This is a genomic window from Parasphingorhabdus sp. DH2-15 (genome assembly GCF_051668705.1).
In the GTDB taxonomy this organism is placed as follows: Bacteria; Pseudomonadota; Alphaproteobacteria; order Sphingomonadales; family Sphingomonadaceae; genus Alterisphingorhabdus.
In genome coordinates, this window is sequence record NZ_CP196351.1 from 787,566 (window position 1) to 804,767 (window position 17,202).

A 17,202-nucleotide genomic window follows, 5' to 3' on the forward strand; every position below is an offset into this window, starting at 1 on the left:
CCTTCAGTGAGGGCGGCTCAATGATTATTCGCTGCCGCGAATGGCTGGGGGCTGTCCGTCCAAAAGTGGCGGAGCATATGCGCCAAATTTTTGTGGTGTAGCCTTCAGCTTGGTAATTTCCTCTTCGAATAGCGCTACACGCTTTTTCCATCGGAAATGCGTCGGCGCTGAAAAAATGCCCTTGCCATATTTTTTGCCGTAAAATGTCCAAAAGCGGATAGTCGCCGTCACATCATAACCGGCATTGGCCATCAACCAGACCGAGAGGCGGTCTGCTTCAATCTCGGTCTGTCTGATTTTCGCGGCATCGCCATTGACCTGTCCCAAAAGGCCGCGTGATATATTGGCGGCCTCTAGCCGCTGCGGATGTTGCAATAGATTATGCGCAATTTCATGCGCCAATATGGTGGCCAGCTCATCATCGTCTCGCGTCAATTCAGCCAGTGTCGATGTGATGCTGACAAGCTCACCATCAGCCGAGGCACCACGTTTGCGCGAAGGCTCGACCTGAAAACGCGATGCACATGTCGGTTGAAGTGCGATATTGATCTCACCCGGGATTGGCTGAATGCGCTTGATAAGCAGACCCAGCCCAGGAATAGCTGGACGCTCCTCCACTGGCAGGTTTGGACGGAAAGCTATGGCTGAACTAACCGCCTGCTTGCCGCTGACGGGTTTAATCTGTTTGTCTGTAATTTGCAGTAGATCGCCAGTTTTAAAGCCAGCGCGTTCGGCTGGGCTGTTAGCCGCGACCGCAGCTATGCCGGTAAAACCATCCCGCAAATTATACGCCCGCGCCGCATCCTCATTGCCGCTATAATCGCTCAGCGTGTGCAGCTGCCATCCGGCGTTCCAGATCTTGTTTTTGCAAAATAGTGTATTGGCGGCCAATAGGCGATAACCGGTTGATACTACGCGCTCATCGGTTTCGCGCAGTGCAAAAAATGGTGCCAGCTTTGGATCAATATCATGCTGTTGGTCACTATTCTCCGCTTCGTTTGCGATAGCAGTTTTTTGGATGGCAAAAAAAGGCTGAACGGGCGCATATAAAAAAGCCGCATTCACCATTGCCGATATACATGTGATATGGAGTAACCGCATACTGCTCTGTTACAGCGATTTTGATGCTTTGAACAAGAGAGACTATGATAAAGAAAAAGAATCAATCAAGCGGGACAATAGATGGGGTAATACTCACCTGCAGATTGTAAGGATGAGGGGCAGATCAGGTGGTTGATGTTTTCATATCTTATTCCCGAGCCAATCAGGATAAGGTGCGCATATTGGCGAAGCGCGTCACCGCTTTGGGCTATAATATCTGGTGGGACGATGCACTGCCGCCGCATAAATCCTATAGCGAAGTTATCACTGAGAAAATTGGCGAGGCCAAAGCCGCTATCGTTGTATGGTCTGAAAGCGCTGGTAAGTCCGAATGGGTAAGGGCGGAAGCTGACGTTGCCCGCAACCAGAAAAAACTAATCCAGACCAGTTTTGAAGACGACATATTGCCGCCAATGCCTTTTAACCAGATTCAGGTCGCATCATTGGCTGATTGGGACGGTGAAACTGATCATCATGGTTGGCAAAAAGTACAGGCCAGCCTCCTTGACCTTTGCGGACCCCCGGCCAAAAAGACAGCGGAAGATAAGAGGCCTATAGGCGGCATCCCCGATGAGCCGCCACCTGGCGCTGAACGCGCACCGATTGTACGACCTGATACGATCCCGCAAGCTCCTGTGCCGCCGCAGCCAGATTATCCGCTGATTGAAAAGGATAACGGAAACTCTATGGCCGTAAAGGCTATTATTGGGGTGGCAATCCTGATTGCTATCGCCATGGCCATCATCTTCTGGCCTAGCGGCGATGATGTTGATGACATCATAAGTGATGATCCTTCTGGTGAAGAACAGGATTTGGCGCGCTTTGGTCGTGACGCTGTTATCAATGCCCGTGATGGCTGGACAAATGTGCGCTCCGGTCCGAATACCTCAGATGCTGTGATAACCCGTGTGGTGGATGGGGAAATTTTTAAAACCTATGAGCAATCCGGCAATTGGTGGGAAGTCAAACTGCTTGATGGGCGCACAGGCTATATGAATCGCAATCTGATTACCTTGCTGGATGATCAGAGTGATGCTGGCGGTGAGGTGGAAGGTACAGAACAGCAAGAAATACGCGATCCTGTGCTTGACGGTCTTCGGTTTGCCAGTCCAAGAGTCATTATCCCTGACTCTAATAGCCGCACGATCACCAATATGGAGATTAACGATCTTGACGCTCTTGAACTGCGCTTGGCCCGCAATGAGATTTTTGCGCGCAAAGGGTATATTTTCAAAAATCAGCAATTGCGCAATTGGTTTGAACAATTTGACTGGTACGCACCGACGCGTGAGAATGTCACGTTGAACGATGTGGAATTGGGCAATGTCGATCGCCTTAAAATTGCTGAAGAAAATGTCGCTGAATGACGGGTTCAGACAGTGCAGATAAGGCATCTGAGCATAGTATAATGACGGACGTGCCGACGGTTGAACAGATTCAGCACAATGTTGCCAATGGCGATATATTGGAAGCCTATGATCTGACGGAAAAGGCCTTGCGCGCATATCCAGAAGACAAATTACTCGCCTTTTGGAAAGCGCGTTGCTTGACCGAACTTGGCCAATGCGAAGCAGCCATTGCCTATTTCGAAAGCAACAATATGCTTGAGTCCGAACTGCCAAAGGTTGAAACACTTTATGGTCGGATGCTCAAGGAACGTGCGTTTAATCTTGGACCCGATCATTCGCAATTTTTTGAAACAATGCGGCAGGCCGCGCACCAATATGCGGCGACACATCATAGTGCGCCTGATTCATTTGCTGCGGTAAATGCTGCCACTCTTCATTATCTTGCCGGAGAAGATGAAGAGGCCCAAAAATTCGCACAAGAGGCAGAGCAATTATCGCTGCAAGAAGGTCCATCCTATTGGCAGGCTGTAACATTGGCAGAGGTTGCTTTGCTTTTGGGGCAATATGACGATGTGCTAAACCACATGTCCCATGCAGGCTCTTACAGGAACATTCCGCCGGCATATTTTGCCTCTACTATTAGGCAGTTTAAACGCTTGCGAGATGTGGGGTGCGGCGGAAATGCGGGTCAAAACCCAGATTTCTGCACGGCAATCGATTCAGGTCTTGCGCGTTTGCAGCAGGACCCGGTGCTTGTTTATTGCGGCCATATGTTCCGCAGTGATGGGCAGGCCGAAGCCACATTGCGCAAGCATGTCGATGCGGTGCTCGACAATTTGCAATGCCGCATCAGTTTTGGACCATTGGCCTGTGGTGCGGATATTGTTATCGCTGAGGCGCTGCTTGATCGCGGAGCAGAACTTAATCTGGTTTTTCCCTTTGCGATTAAAGATTTTCGCGAAGTTTCGGTACGGTGCGGCGGCGATGAATGGATATCGCGCTTTGAGCACTGTCTCGAAAAAGCGGACTCTGTCGTATTTGCGACTGCTGCGCGCTATGTCGGTGATGACAATCAATTCGCATATTCTACGCGTGTTGCGATGGGGCTGGCGATTACACGTGCACGCTATCTCTTTGCCGAAGCCGTGCAATTGGCTGTCGTCAATGAGCAGACCAACAAAGCACTTGGCCGTGGCTCCAAAGTTGCTGGAACACGCGCAGATATTGCTGAATGGGAAGCTATTGGCGGAAAAACGGTCATCGTCCCTGCTGGGGAAGTCGATCGCAATCTGGTTTTTCCTGAAGCGCCCAAGCCTTTTTCGGGCACAGAGCGATTGCGCCGATCAATAATATTCGCGGACTATGCCGGTTTTTCCGGCCTGGATGAGAGGCAACTGCCTTTATTTGTGCAGCATGTCATGGGGCGCATTGGTGAAGTGCTGAACCGTTATGGCGATCAGGTTCTATACCGCAACAGCTGGGGCGATGCCATTTATGCTGTGATCGAGGATCCTATAGTGGCAGCGAATATTGCCATTGATTTGCAACTGGCATTGCAAGGCTCTGCCGAATTATTGGGCGGCCTGGATGTAGGGGAAGAGAAGAAGCGCAGAGGAATGCGCATCGGGCTCCATCACGGGCCATTGTTCAAAGGGCGCGACGCGATCACCGAGCTTGACCTATATTATGGGACAGAGGTGACACGAACAGCACGGATTGAGCCAGTTACACCCACAAATAGTATTTACTGCACAGAGGCATTTGTGGCCATGTTGGCGATGGAGGACGCACCCGAGTTAAATTGCCACTATGTTGGGCGCGTCGCCCTTGCAAAAAATTACGGAGACTTATCGCTTTTCCGGCTGGAACGCCGGGCTATACGCAAAGAAGCCGGTTAGCCAGCAGCCTTATCTTCGCGTGCCTTTGCTATCGCCTGTTTTAGCTCGTCAAAGCCTACCGCGCCGTTGAAAATCTGGTTTCCAACAACCCAACTGGGGGTTCCTGTAAACTCCAACTGCTGCGCAATACGGACATTTTCCTGCAATTCTCTTTGCACTTCAGGGGTAGCGACAAAGGCGCGAGCGGCCACAAGGTCAAGGCCAGCAGCTTGTGCGGCTGCGCTGATGGACGCTTTATCAGGGCGCGGGGCCTGGAACATGGCTTTGTGGAAAGCATAATATTTATCTTGGCGCGCCGCAGCCAAAGCCCAAGCAGCAGCATCTGCGCTCGCTTCGGACAATATGGGCAATTCGCGGAAGACGACTTTCAAATTCGGGTCTTCGGCGATCAGTCTTTCAACATCGCTGACGCTTTTGCGGCAGAAACCACATGCAAAGTCGGAATATTCAACCAGAACAACATCACCATTAGGGTTGCCAGCAAAACTGGCATTGGCAAAGGGGACTTCGATCTGGCTACGAAAGCCATTGATGCGTTGAGCGGCCTGTTTGGTGCGCAGACGTTCAATCGCTTCAGGAATAATTTCCGGATTTTCCAGAATATATTGTTCAATCAAGGCTTCAAAAGCCGCTTGTTCATCGGCGTCTATACCAGCGGCACGTGCGGCTGCATTGGCATCTTTAGATTGCGCACTTGCCCCAGATGATTGCCAGAAAAATACCGCTATCGCGGCAGCCGCGGCCAAACCAACAGCACTTGCCATAAATATCCACTTTCTCTCTTTGCCCGCCTTTGCGTCAGAGCCAGCGTTGCGCGGCATTACCTTATTCGATTGTGACATACAGTATTCCTGAAAATGGTCGGCAACCGGTTAGGCCCGACAGGGCTGTTAACGTTGGCGATCTTCAATAGCGGCACGCGCCAGAATGGCAATATCCTCTGCACGTATCCATTCTGGAGTGCCTCTTTCCAAGCCGTTCATAGCGATGGTTGCCTGACGCAGTGCGCCGCCTGCATTGCCTTGCAAAACGGCCAGTTCGGCGCTCGCCAATGATGCACGTGGGGTATCACCTGTCTGGGCATAAACATTGCCGAGTTGGGTCCATGCAAAGGGGTTGCGAGTGTCACGCGATACGGCGGATTTGAGGACTTTTTCAGCCTCTGGCAAATGCTTTGGGTCTTCAGTAGCCAGCAGCGCATGGCCAAACAGACTCGCAATAAGCGGGTGGCTGTTGGTTAGGAACACAGCTTTTCGCAGCGGCTCCAGAGCCTCTTGTGGCTTGCCGCTTTCCAACAATATCTGCCCCTGCAATTCTAGGAAATAAGGGTCTTCCTGATTTTCGCTTAGCAAGGCTATAGTTTCGGCCTTGGCTTTTTCGGGATAGGCACTTTTGTGCCAGGCATAGGCCCTTGCGTAACGTGCAGGGATGCTTTCATCATATTCAGGATAGTCACGGATGGTTACGCGCGGTTCCAAGATAAAGCCTTCAAGTTTGGCCTTTACACGCTTATACTTGGCTTCCAGAACAGGGTCTAATGGTCTGTTCCAGGCAGGGTCTTTAACATAAATATCCTGCAATGTGGTCACACGCTCTCCAGATAGCGGGTGGGTCCGGCCAAAGCTATTTTCTTGAGGGATGGCGAGGCGGAATTCCAAGTTTTGCAGCTTTTTGAAAAACGTTATGGATCCTCGACCAGTTAGACCGGCCGCAGAAAGATATTTTGCTCCGGCAACATCGGCCGCAGCTTCTTCATTACGGGTGTGAGAAAGAAAATTGCTGAGGGCAGCCTGTTGACCAAGACCCAGCAGACCCAGACCCGCTTCAGGAGCACCGGCCGCAATAGCTGCTGCGCCCAGCAAAAGGCTTAAAATCGAGATATTGCCTGCATTACCAGCATTTTCCCCACGAGTAATGGAATGCCCAAGAGCTATATGCCCCAATTCATGCGCGATAACGCCTTGCACTTCGTTGGCGGTTTCAGCAGCGCGGATGAGGCCGCTATGAATATAAACATCCTGCGTACCAGCAACAAAAGCATTGATGCTGTTATTATTGATCATCACCACGTTGACATTTTCTGGCCTTAAGCCAGCGGCGATAATAAGCTCACGCGACATTTCTTTGAGCAATTCTTCTGTTTCAGCATCGCGCAGAATCGAAAGGCCTCGCTGTGCCTGAACCGGCTGGATGGTGAGTAAGGCGATGATGCACATGCTCAACACAAGACGACCAAAAGCCTTGGCTTTGGCATATATAGCGCCCGATGATATGGTATAGTGCTGCGTTTCGAGCATAATGCTTTGCCTATATGAGGGGCCGGAGAGGTGCGAATCTTGCGAGAAATATCTATTATTGACCATCATACACCTTTGCGGGCTCTGCCTGAACAGAGCATGAAATTTACTTGCAAAGCACCGTAACCCTAAAGATACCATCGGCATTAAAGCCATATTGGCCGAATGCTAATATCAACTTGGCGATGTCGCTAGCGTGAGTTCAGGGTTAAGGCTCTTAACCTCTCGCAAAAAACTCTTCGGCTTTTTGAAATATTTGCTTTTGGCATTGGTTTTAATACCTAGTAATTGCGCCACTTCCGCGACGAAGTGAACGCAGTTGCGCTTGCCAAGATTATAACTTTTCTGGGGTCTATCGCGCCACTCACCCATTTTTGCCAATATCTGAGCATATTGTTTGTCTGTTAAAATGATGGAGAAATGCGGGTCGCTATTAGCAACATATTTCGTCTTGCTGGTCTCTATTTTGCCTTTGACAGAGCCAAATAATATGCCCGGTGAGACATTTACCGCCGTGAAACCGTAATTGGTATCAATAACCTCTCCCGTGCCGTCTACAGTCCCTTTCAGAACAATGAAAGCGTGTGGAAAGCTGCTACCGAAATCATGACTGTAAAAGGTGATGGTGACAGCAGCCTGCGCCGCCTGCGCACAAAAAAGTAAGGGCGCGGCGAGTAGGAGCAAAAAGAAACGAAAGGCATTCATGGATATTGGCATAGATATTGGGTCCAATGTGTCATTATTCGCAAAATGCATAATCGCCTGATTTAATCAAGGGATATAGACACATTCAAAAGTGCATCAAAACCCCAATGCATCACGCAACCAACGCGCAGCTTTATCCGGGGTTTGTTTGTCTTCTTCCCTATCGACCTGGTAATTGGCCTCGCGCATTGTTTCTACCGGGATAGCACCGATAAGCGGCTGTAAAGCGGAGAGCAGCTTTGTATCCTCTTTGCTGCGCGGTGAAATCATAACCATGGCATCATAAGCGGGTACGGCGCCTTTAGGATCGTCCAACACTGTAAAACCATAAGCGGCTATGCGTCCATCGGAAGAAAAAGCGCTGATCACATCAGCCTGACCGCTATCCAATGCATTATACATGAAAGTGGGATCGAAAGATGTTTCCTGCTTAAAGTTCATGTCATAGGCTTGCTCAACCGACTGCCATTCAGGACGCTCCAGAAATTCGGTGTCTGTCCCAAACGTAAATTGCGGAGAGACGCGCGCCAGATCATCAAGCGATTTTAGATCAAGTCTTTGCGCATCATCCTTGCGGACCGCAAAGGCATAGGTATTTTCAAAACCCAGAGCGCCCAGCAGTTTGATGCCTTGTGTTTTTTCCACCCAGTCACCAATTTCTTCAAGCATTTGCGTCGCAGGCTTGCGGTCCTCGCGTTTCATTTCGTTGGTCCAGATGGTCCCGGAATAATCAATGGAGATATCAATATCGCCATTGGAAACAGCCTGAAAAACAACCGCCGACCCCAAGCCCTCGCGATAACTTACCTTATATCCCGCTTCTTCCAGACGCTGCCCGATGACACGCGCCAGAATATATTGCTCCGAAAACCCTTTGGCACCAATGACGATGGTGTCGTCATCATTGTTGCTACTATCTGGCAACAATGCATAGCCAAGACCCAGCGCGAGCAGAACCGAAGCGATGATAACGCGCAGCCTTTTGCGCTGAGCAATCCCCGTTTCCACCATACCCAGCAGTATATCGACAGATATCGCCAAAGCAGCCGCGCTGATGCAACCAGCCAGAACAAGCGACCAATTCTGTATTTGCAAGCCAGTAAATATGAGATTGCCTAAGCTCGCCTGACCAACGGTTGTCGCCAAAGTGGCTGCGCCTATAGTCCATACTGATGCGGTGCGAATACCGGCCATAATTGTTGGCGCTGCCAATGGCCCCTCGACAAGGCGCAATTTTTGCCATCCGGTCATGCCAATGCCGTCCGCTGCTTCTTTGAGAGCTGGGTTGACGCCATTAAGGCCCGTCACCGTATTGCGCATAATAGGAAGTAATGCATAAAGCGTAAGCGCCAGCAATGAAGGCAGGAAGCCAAGCGGCGAAATAATATCGCCCATGACAGTGGTAAGCGCCAGCAAGAGCGGATAAAAAAGGGCGAGCAATGCAAGGGCCGGTATGGTTTGCACAAGGCTGGCAAAACCCAATGCAATTTGTGCAACCCTTTTGCTACGTGCCGCCCATATCGCCAATGGCAATGCGATCAATAGGCCAAGCGCCAAAGCGCTGAATGAAATGCGCACATGCTCGACCAACAATTCAGGCACGCGCTGAAAGCTATCGGCAAAGGCCTCACCAAAAATCGTCACTGGCTTGCCTCTCCGCCATTGCTGCGGGCAGTGCTGGCTGTGCGCATCGCGACCAGTTTTTCCGCTTGTGCGCGAGGAACAGCAACCAAAGCCTCTGCATCATCTCCGCAATTGCCTGCCAACAGCTCTGCGGGCGTTGCATCGGCGGTTATATGGCCGTCAGCCATAACCCAGATACGGTCTGCAATCAGCAATGCCTCAGCCATATCATGTGTAACCATGATGGTGGTTAGCCCCATGCGATCATGCAATTTGCGATAGGCTTCTGCCAATAATTCGCGCGTGACCGGGTCGAGAGCGCCAAAAGGCTCATCCATTAGCATAAGGCCAGGTTTTGTTGCCAAGGCTCTGGCCACGCCGACTCTTTGCTGCTGTCCACCCGAAAGCTGGCTGGGCAATCGCGTCGCAAAGTCGGCAGGTAATTCCACCATGTCCAGCAACTCAGCAATACGATCCTTATCGATAGTCGTTGTTCCGGCCAGCCGCCAGCCAATGGCAATATTCTGTGCCACTGTCATATGCGGGAAAAGACCGATATTCTGAAAAACATAGCCGATAGACCGGCGCAATAAATGCGCATCACCCATGGTGATATCTTCATTGCCAATCGCGATGCTGCCAGCGGATGGTTCAATGAGTCGGTTCGTCATTTTCAATAAGGTTGATTTGCCGGACCCTGAGGCACCGACCAATGCCACAAAAGTGCCCGGTTCAACGACACGGTCCAGACTATCAACGGCCAATAAGGCGCCATAGGACTTGCTGACGCCGCTATAGCTTATTCTGGGCCCGGCTTTTGGTTGCACAACATTGTCTTGCATTATTGGTGTATAGCCATTGCGTGTGCGCTTTGGCCAGCCTATGAAAAATAAAGGCCGCGCTAATGACCGGACCGTATATAATTATAAGAGGTAGGACATGTCACAAGTGAAATCGATTTTTATTACTGGCGGCGCATCAGGCCTTGGCCGTGAAGTCGGACGATATTTCGGAGAACGTGGCTGGTTTGTAGGTTTGGCAGATATTAATGCCGAAGGATTGGCTGAAAGCGCTAAGCTTATTCCTGAAGGAAAAAGCTCCACCCATATTCTGGATGTTACCAATCGCGACCAATGGAAGACGGTTGTTTCTGAATTTGGTGAAGCCAGTGGCGGTGTGATGAGTGTTTTGTTCAATAATGCCGGTATTGGCTCTGGCGGGCCTATTCAGGACATGAGCGACGAAGATATTGACCAAACAATCGCTGTGAACTTTACCGGTGTCTTAAACGGCACGCGCGCATGTTTTGATATGTTGAAGGCCAGCAATGATAGCTGCATTCTTTACACAGCATCTGCCGCGGGTATCTACGGTGTTGCCGACCTTAGCGTTTATAGCGCCACCAAATTCGCTGTGCGCGGTTTGGCAGAGTCGCATGATATCGAATTGCGTAAACATGGCATTCGCTCACGTTCGCTGATGCCGGGTTTTATTGACACAGGCATCATTGCCAATGTGGTGGAAGGAACAAATCAGACCGGCAAACAGCGTCTTGAAGGTGCTGGTGTTGAGGTAAGCCCTGTTTCCATCATTGGCCCGGCAGCCTGGGAAGCCGTGCATGGCGACAAGGTGCACAAGCCGGTAAATGCGATGGCGAAGAAATTATGGTTTGCCGCGCGTTGGATGCCGGGACGGCTACGCAAACAGCAAACACAGCTGCTCAATGCCGAGGAGGTTATGGGCGGCCTTTAAGTTTTAAACGAGCGCGTCTATTTTCTTCGCCAAATCTATATCGCGCGAAGATAGGCCGCCTGCATCATGCGTTGTTAGCAAAATGACGACGCGGTTATAGACATTCGACCATTCAGGGTGATGGTCAGCTTTTTCTGCTTCCAAAGCGACGGACGACATAAAGCCGAATGCTTGCACGAAATTGTCGAATGAAAAAGTGCGACTTATGCCGTCAGCATCTGCATCAAACTGCCAATTGGACAGGGCGTCCAAGGCGGCTTTGCGCTGTGTTTCGTTCAATTTCTCAATCATAAGTTTGCGATCCCATATGCTTTACCATGTGCTTTGCGGACCTATAAGGTTCGCTATTTGCTTGAGGCGGATTGTCATTTGCGACTATGCCAAGAACATGGGTGAAGCTAACGCCAAAAACAAGTCGGCAACTGATGACGCAGCCATATTATTACGCTGCGCCAAATTGGCCTGTATGCGCGGTGACAAGCTGTTGTTTCGCGGGCTTAATATGCAATTGGCATCGGGCGAATTACTGCACTTGTCTGGCCCTAACGGTGTAGGCAAGTCCAGCCTGTTGCGGCTTATGGCTGGTCTGCTTCCGGTATTTTCCGGTGAATATATGGCGCATGAAACTCTTGCGCTTTGTGATGGTCAATTGCCTTTGGACCATGATTTACCTTTAGATAAAGCACTGGATTATTGGCAAAAATTTGATGGAACGTCCAAAACGCAACGCGCCGACATATTTGCTGCGCTGGGGCTGGATGATCTGTCAGATGTGCCGGTGCGCATCTTTTCTACGGGGCAGCGCAAACGCGCCGCGCTTGCCATGACCGCGTTGCAAGGCGCGAAAATCTGGTTGCTGGATGAACCGGGTAATGGTTTGGACACTGCCTCACAAACCGGACTAGCGACATTGATGGCGGAGCATTGCCAAAAGGGTGGCGCGATTATCTTTGCGTCGCATTTGCCATTACCAGAACCAACGGGCGGCTATCGCTTATCGGTAAAATGCAGTGCGCTGGATTTGCAGGAATTTGCCGGATGAGCGCTGGGCTAACCCGTATCTTCGCCAATCTGGTGATACGTGATATTCGCATCGCCTATAATCTGGGCGGCAGTGGCGGCGATGCGCAAGGTGGATTTTTGCTGCCTGTTTTGTTTTTTATCACTGTGGCGATCCTATACCCTTTCTCTGTCGGGCCAGATGCACCGCTATTACAGCGAACGGGCACGGGCATCATCTGGGTGGCCGCGATTTTGTCGGCTATTTTGCCTATTGATCGCTTGATTTCTCCTGATCGTAGTGCAGGGTTTTACGATCAATATGCGGTGCGTGGTGTCTCCGAAGAGTTGATAATGCTGGCAAAAATCGTGTCGCACTGGTGCGCCAGCGGCCCGCCTTTATTACTGGCAAGCCTTATCGCCATTGCCGTGATGGATATTCCCAACACAGAAATACCGATCGTCTTAACTGGCTTGCTATTGGCAACACCCGGCCTGTCAGGACTGGCGGTAATGATTGCGGCCATGATTGCCTCTATGCGGACCGGTAATGCCTTGGCAGGTTTGCTATTTCTGCCGCTGGCCATCCCAATGCTGATTTTCGGAGCAGGCAGTATCCGCCCTGGAGGAGAGAATGGATTGCTTCTTCTGGCATCGATAAGCCTCTTATTAACGGCTATCTCCCCTTTTGCCGCGGCTGCTGCATTGCGTGCCGGACGGGAATAAGGGCTTTTCGGTAAGTATCTGCAAAATCTTGTAAATATAATGCGATTGTTTCTCATTTTTGGATGGCTGTCCATCAATTGATAACTATTGCGGCCTAATGCAGCGGCTATGGATCGTAAGGACCTCTTCTTCTTTTATCTCTGCCTCACAGCTATGGTGCTTTTGGCTATATCTCCGCTGATATTTGGCTGGAGCAATCTGGCATTTGTAAGCGTTGCCGTGCCTATAATGGCGGCGGTGATGTTGCTGATTTTCCAAAGGCGATGGTCGGGCCGCATGATTGATTTGCGGCATAGCCATTCCGGTTCACGAGCGGTTGCTATGCTAAGAGCTTTTGAAGAAAGTGGGCAGGGATGGTTCTGGGAAACAGACGCCGAAGGAAAAATCAAATATATCTCTGACATTGTCATTGAGAGAATTGGCAAAGATCCAAAAATGGTCAGGCAGATGCGTCTGGCCGATCTCATCGCAAGCTATAATGTGGAAAGTGATGGCGAAACGAACCGGACATTGGGTTTCCACATGTCAACGCACACCTCATTCAAAGACCTGCACATCAAGGTTGTGGCAGAGAATGAACGCTGGTGGTCATTATCAGGCTCACCGGTGTTTGATGAAAATGAAAAGTTTCGCGGCTTTCGTGGCATCGGTTCTGATCTGACCGACGTAAAAAAATCACGCGAAAAAATCACACGGCTGGCGAAGTTCGATCTGTTGACGCAATTGGCGAACAGATCGTCCATGAATGATATTTTGCAGCATGTTTTGCGCGGTCGCGGGGATATGCGCGGCAAATGCTCGGTCATGCTGCTTGATCTCGATAAGTTTAAGCAAGTCAATGATACGCTTGGCCATCTGGCTGGTGATGAGCTGCTCAAAGATGTGGCACAGCGGCTATGTGCCATCATCGGTAAAGACGGACAGGTAGGCCGTTTGGGCGGTGATGAGTTCCAGATTATTCTGCCAAAGATGATTGATCGAGATCAACTAAGTGCGCTGGCCGAAACGATTATTATACGCTTGTCCGAGCCTTATTTGTTGAGCCTTGGTCAGGTCAGAATCGGTGTGTCGATCGGGATTGTTGTGATTGATGGCGAAACCGAAAATACGGACATCATCAGAAATGCTGATTTGGCGCTTTATGCAGCCAAAGATGCTGGGCGTGGAACGGCGCGCTTTTATGCGCCGGAGCTTCTGGCGAAGGCTTCTGAGAGGACGGTTCTGGAGGAGGAACTGCGTGTTGCTCTGAACGAAGGCCAGCTATTTCTGGTCTATCAACCGGTTGTTGATGTCGCGACGGAAACTATTTCTGGCTTTGAAGTGCTGACCCGCTGGCGGCACCCTGAAAAAGGCATGGTCAGCCCAGAAAAATTTATCGCGGTTGCTGAAGAAGCTGGTCTTATCGAACTGATAGGCGATTGGACCTTAAGAACCGCCTGTGCGCAATTGGCGCAGTGGAGCAGCGAGATGAAGGTCGCTGTCAATGTTTCTCCCCGTCAATTCCGATCCGGCAATTTGCCGCAAACCGTCCTCAATGCCATTGCTCATAATGGCCTAAGGCCGGAACAGGTTGAACTGGAAATCACCGAAAGTGTTTTTCTGGAAGGCGATGAAACCGATGTGGCGATGTTCGAACAGCTAAAGCGCATTGGTGTCCGGCTTGCGCTTGACGATTTTGGCACCGGCTATTCAGCTTTAGGTTATCTGCAAAAAGCACCTTTTGACAAAATCAAGATCGACCAGAGTTTTGTGCGCGGCGCCACTTTGGAAAACAGCATTAATAATGCGATTATTTCGTCAATTGTTACATTGGCTCAGGCTCTGGGTATGGACACTACGGCCGAAGGCGCTGAAAGTTATGATGAGTTGAACCTTGTCCGCAAATTGGGCTGTTCTCACGTACAAGGCTATATTTATTCAGAACCCGTTACGGCTGAAGAAGCGACAAAATTGGTCGCAAAGCCTGGTATGGAAATTAAGGCGACTTCGAAAGAGCCTAGCCGTAACACGCGCCGCAAAGTGCTGCATCGCATTTCTCTCCATCATAATGGCGTGATCGAACCGGCAACTGTGCGCAATATTTCCAGCACTGGTGCTATGATTGAGGCCCCATTGGACCTGCCATCAAAGACACCCATCATATTGGCTTTCTCTGACAATATTCACATTAAAGCTGTCGTGCGATGGAGTGAAGGTGATAAACTTGGCGTCGAATTCACTGGAAAGGTTGACCATAACGACCTTAAACGCCGCACATTTGCAGGCCATATGCTAGACACCCGTACGCGTGATGACCGCATGAGTTCGGCAGCATAATTCAGTCAGGTGTTGCCGCTGGCTTATCAGCGCTTTATATCGGTCAAATGACAGATAAAATTCAGACATCTACACTTGATTTGATTGGTAATACGCCTTTGGTCCGGCTTAAAGGGCCGAGTGAGGCTGCTGGTTGCGACATATTTGCCAAATGTGAATATGTTAATCCTGGCGCTTCGGTAAAAGATCGTGCGGCATTATGGATCGTGCGAGATGCCGAGAGCAAGGGCCTGCTTACGGATGGAGGAACCATTGTTGAGGGCACTGCGGGCAATACCGGAATTGGGCTGGCTTTGGTGGCCAATGCTTGCGGTTATAAATCAATTATTGTCATGCCCGAAACCCAGTCACCAGAGAAGATGACGACACTTCGGGCTTTAGGCGCTGAATTGGTAACGGTGCCTGCTGCGCCTTATAAAAACCCCGGCCATTTCGTTCATACTTCGCGGCGTATCGCTGAAGAAACTGAAGGTGCCATGTGGGCGAACCAGTTTGACAATGTCGCTAATAGGCGGGCGCATATTGAATCAACTGCACCAGAAATTTGGGACCAGATGGACGGAAAACTTGACGGTTTTATTTGTGCGGCAGGGACAGGCGGCACTATAGCTGGCGTTGGCATGGCCTTAAAGGAGCGCGATGCCAATGTGACTATCGGGTTGGCCGATCCGCATGGCGCGGCTTTATACCATTTTTATAAGCATGGCGAATTGCAGTCAGAAGGCAATTCCGTAGCCGAAGGTATTGGGCAAGGTCGCATAACGGCCAATCTGGAAGATGCTCCGATAGATGAAGCATTTCGCATTTCTGACCATGATGGATTGCACTGGGTTGCGCATATGTTGCAGAAAGAAGGCTTATGTCTTGGCCTGTCTTCAGGGATTAATATCGCTGGAGCTGTGGCTTTGGGCAAAAAACTAGGCCCTGATGCGCGCATTGTGACCATCTTATGTGATACTGGTTTTCGGTATCTCTCTACCTTATACAATGCTGATTGGTTGCGCCAAAAAAACCTACCAGTTTTTCCATGGCTTGAACGTCAATAGAGTTGCTTATGGTCAAACTTTCTGAAAAAGTTCTTCCTATCACAAGCTCTGCTGAGCGGAATGATTATTGGCAGCGGCTTCAAATTGGCGGCGCAGGATTGTGCGGCATATTGGTCATTGCGGGTATTACGACATTGGTGTTGGGCAATGCCAGTGAGGAAGCTCCAGTAGATCCATTGCTTGCCGAGCAACAAGGTGCTGAACAGGAACCTTCAGCAACGGCAGAAGCACCCAGTGAGCCCCTGGTTGATATTGGGGTTGTTCCTGATATCAAGCCAGACCAGACATTGGGCGATCCCGAAAAAGCCGCATCCGATAATATTCCCGATCTGCCTACCGCAAAGGATAAAAATAGCCAAGGCGAAGCCGTAACGAGTAGGCAAAACAATGTGCCTTAAGAACGGCAAGTATGACGAAAAGTAAACCGTCCTTTTTCATGCTTCTTCTCTATTCTGTCATGATCGTGGGGGCAGCGGCGGTTTCATACTATATCTACACTGCCAAATCACCAGCAATTGATGCTGCGCCGAATCCTTCCATTAGCGGAGATACAGCTAATGTTGCGATAATGACGAGCTTGCCGTTATTTTCTCCCGAGACAGCAAATATCGCCGATGCCCTTGGCGCAACTGAAAAGCCTGATGCAGAGGCTCACCCCCTAGGTGTTTTTTGGTCAAACACACTTTCACCAGAGATTTATGACGATCTTACCGCAGCGCTTTCCTCTCAGCCAGATTTGCTCATATTGGCGCAATCAAGGCCATTTTCCCCTGAACAATTGGCGCAATTTGATGCATGGGTCAGAGGAGGAGGCAAGGCCTTGGTTTTTGCGGACCCTGCATTGTTCTGGCCCAGTATCTTCTCCGTTGGAGATGCTCGCCGTCCGGAGGGCGCTACATTATTGTCACCCCTATTTGCATATTGGGGGCTGGAACAGCAGATTGATGACGATCAACCAGAAGGCGCATGGTCATTAGCCGACCGATCAAATGCGATGATTGTTGTGCAATCTGGCCATTTTATAAAAAGTGGAAATAGCGAAGCGCAATGTACCCTGCGTTATGATGATGCCGTTGCAGCGTGCAATGTCGGCAAGGGCCGCGCCGTTTTGGTCAGCGATGCAGATATGCTGCAAGCAGAGTTTTACCCTGTAGATGGAGCTGAGGCTCATGCGCCCATATTGGGCAGCGGTAATTGGAACAGTGTCGCATCATTGTTGCAATTGACGGCAGGATAAAGGGCTAAAATCAGGTGCAATATTAGGCCGTAATACCCATAGGCAGCCATGTGCGACTCTGCCCATAATCAAATAGCCGCTCTCTTCAAGAGGACATGGATTTTGCATTATCAACAGCTTATCCACATGATATACACTTTTCAAAAATAGAAC

16 protein-coding genes are annotated in these 17,202 nt (G+C 50.1%); 9 read left to right on the top strand and 7 right to left on the bottom strand.

Features of this window, described 5'->3' with window-relative positions; all coding sequences use genetic code 11:
* Window positions 1-24: 24 nt before the first annotated feature.
* Window positions 25-1,101 (bottom strand): M48 family metalloprotease, encoded by a 1,077-nt coding sequence (locus tag ACR9YC_RS03680; RefSeq protein WP_438730000.1) that lies wholly within the window; start codon window positions 1,099-1,101, stop codon window positions 25-27.
* 128 nt (window positions 1,102-1,229) lie between these two features.
* On the opposite strand from ACR9YC_RS03680, the gene ACR9YC_RS03685 reads away from it, so the two are divergent.
* Together ACR9YC_RS03685 and ACR9YC_RS03690 are read left to right on the top strand one after the other, a co-directional pair.
* A complete protein-coding gene (locus tag ACR9YC_RS03685; protein WP_438730003.1) occupies window positions 1,230-2,468 on the top strand; it encodes a YARHG domain-containing protein in 1,239 nt (412 codons plus the stop codon).
* Window positions 2,465-4,348 carry an adenylate/guanylate cyclase domain-containing protein gene (locus ACR9YC_RS03690; RefSeq protein WP_438730006.1) on the top strand — a complete coding sequence of 628 codons (1,884 nt, stop codon included), beginning with the start codon at window positions 2,465-2,467 and terminating at the stop codon, window positions 4,346-4,348. The genes ACR9YC_RS03685 and ACR9YC_RS03690 overlap by 4 nt, the downstream gene beginning before the upstream one ends.
* On the opposite strand, the gene ACR9YC_RS03695 is transcribed toward ACR9YC_RS03690, so the two are convergent.
* From ACR9YC_RS03695 to ACR9YC_RS03715, 5 genes are all read right to left on the bottom strand, one after another.
* Entirely contained in the window at window positions 4,345-5,190 is an 846-nt protein-coding gene (locus ACR9YC_RS03695; RefSeq protein WP_438730009.1) for a DsbA family protein, read from the bottom strand. The genes ACR9YC_RS03690 and ACR9YC_RS03695 overlap by 4 nt on opposite strands.
* A gap of 48 nt (window positions 5,191-5,238) precedes the next feature.
* The gene (locus ACR9YC_RS03700; RefSeq protein WP_438730012.1) at window positions 5,239-6,645 is read right to left on the bottom strand and encodes a M48 family metalloprotease; all 1,407 of its coding nucleotides are present in this window, start codon (window positions 6,643-6,645) and stop codon (window positions 5,239-5,241) included.
* 174 nt (window positions 6,646-6,819) lie between these two features.
* Window positions 6,820-7,401, bottom strand: coding sequence for a hypothetical protein (locus ACR9YC_RS03705; RefSeq protein ID WP_438730015.1), 582 nt, complete (start codon window positions 7,399-7,401; stop codon window positions 6,820-6,822).
* 45 nt (window positions 7,402-7,446) lie between these two features.
* A complete protein-coding gene (locus tag ACR9YC_RS03710) occupies window positions 7,447-8,994 on the bottom strand; it encodes an ABC transporter permease/substrate-binding protein (RefSeq protein ID WP_438730018.1) in 1,548 nt (515 codons plus the stop codon).
* Entirely contained in the window at window positions 8,991-9,815 is an 825-nt protein-coding gene (locus tag ACR9YC_RS03715; RefSeq protein ID WP_438730021.1) for an ATP-binding cassette domain-containing protein, read from the bottom strand. Before ACR9YC_RS03715 ends, ACR9YC_RS03710 begins: the two co-directional genes overlap by 4 nt.
* Window positions 9,816-9,912: 97 nt before the next feature.
* Between ACR9YC_RS03715 and ACR9YC_RS03720 the strand changes: the two genes are divergently transcribed.
* Window positions 9,913-10,725 (top strand): SDR family oxidoreductase, encoded by an 813-nt coding sequence (locus tag ACR9YC_RS03720; RefSeq protein WP_438730024.1) that lies wholly within the window; start codon window positions 9,913-9,915, stop codon window positions 10,723-10,725.
* A 3-nt stretch (window positions 10,726-10,728) separates the two neighbouring features.
* On the opposite strand, the gene ACR9YC_RS03725 is transcribed toward ACR9YC_RS03720, so the two are convergent.
* Window positions 10,729-11,016 carry a 4a-hydroxytetrahydrobiopterin dehydratase gene (locus ACR9YC_RS03725; RefSeq protein WP_438730027.1) on the bottom strand — a complete coding sequence of 96 codons (288 nt, stop codon included), beginning with the start codon at window positions 11,014-11,016 and terminating at the stop codon, window positions 10,729-10,731.
* Window positions 11,017-11,113: 97 nt separating this feature from the next.
* On the opposite strand from ACR9YC_RS03725, the gene ccmA reads away from it, so the two are divergent.
* The 6 genes from ccmA to ACR9YC_RS03755 all read left to right on the top strand — a co-directional run bounded on the left by ccmA (window position 11,114) and on the right by ACR9YC_RS03755 (window position 17,049).
* Complete coding sequence (gene ccmA, locus ACR9YC_RS03730) at window positions 11,114-11,767, top strand: heme ABC exporter ATP-binding protein CcmA (protein WP_438730029.1); 654 nt, start codon at window positions 11,114-11,116, stop codon at window positions 11,765-11,767.
* Entirely contained in the window at window positions 11,764-12,450 is a 687-nt protein-coding gene (locus ACR9YC_RS03735) for a heme exporter protein CcmB (protein WP_438730032.1), read from the top strand. The genes ccmA and ACR9YC_RS03735 overlap by 4 nt, the downstream gene beginning before the upstream one ends.
* Before the next feature lie 108 nt (window positions 12,451-12,558).
* On the top strand, window positions 12,559-14,766 hold the full coding sequence (locus ACR9YC_RS03740; protein ID WP_438730034.1) for an EAL domain-containing protein: 2,208 nt from the start codon (window positions 12,559-12,561) through the stop codon (window positions 14,764-14,766).
* 47 nt (window positions 14,767-14,813) lie between these two features.
* Window positions 14,814-15,812, top strand: coding sequence for a cysteine synthase A (locus ACR9YC_RS03745; protein WP_438730037.1), 999 nt, complete (start codon window positions 14,814-14,816; stop codon window positions 15,810-15,812).
* Between the two features lie 8 nt (window positions 15,813-15,820).
* A complete protein-coding gene (locus ACR9YC_RS03750) occupies window positions 15,821-16,210 on the top strand; it encodes a hypothetical protein (protein WP_438730040.1) in 390 nt (129 codons plus the stop codon).
* A gap of 11 nt (window positions 16,211-16,221) precedes the next feature.
* Complete coding sequence (locus ACR9YC_RS03755) at window positions 16,222-17,049, top strand: Gldg family protein (RefSeq protein ID WP_438730043.1); 828 nt, start codon at window positions 16,222-16,224, stop codon at window positions 17,047-17,049.
* The last annotated feature ends 153 nt before the right edge of the window (window positions 17,050-17,202 follow it).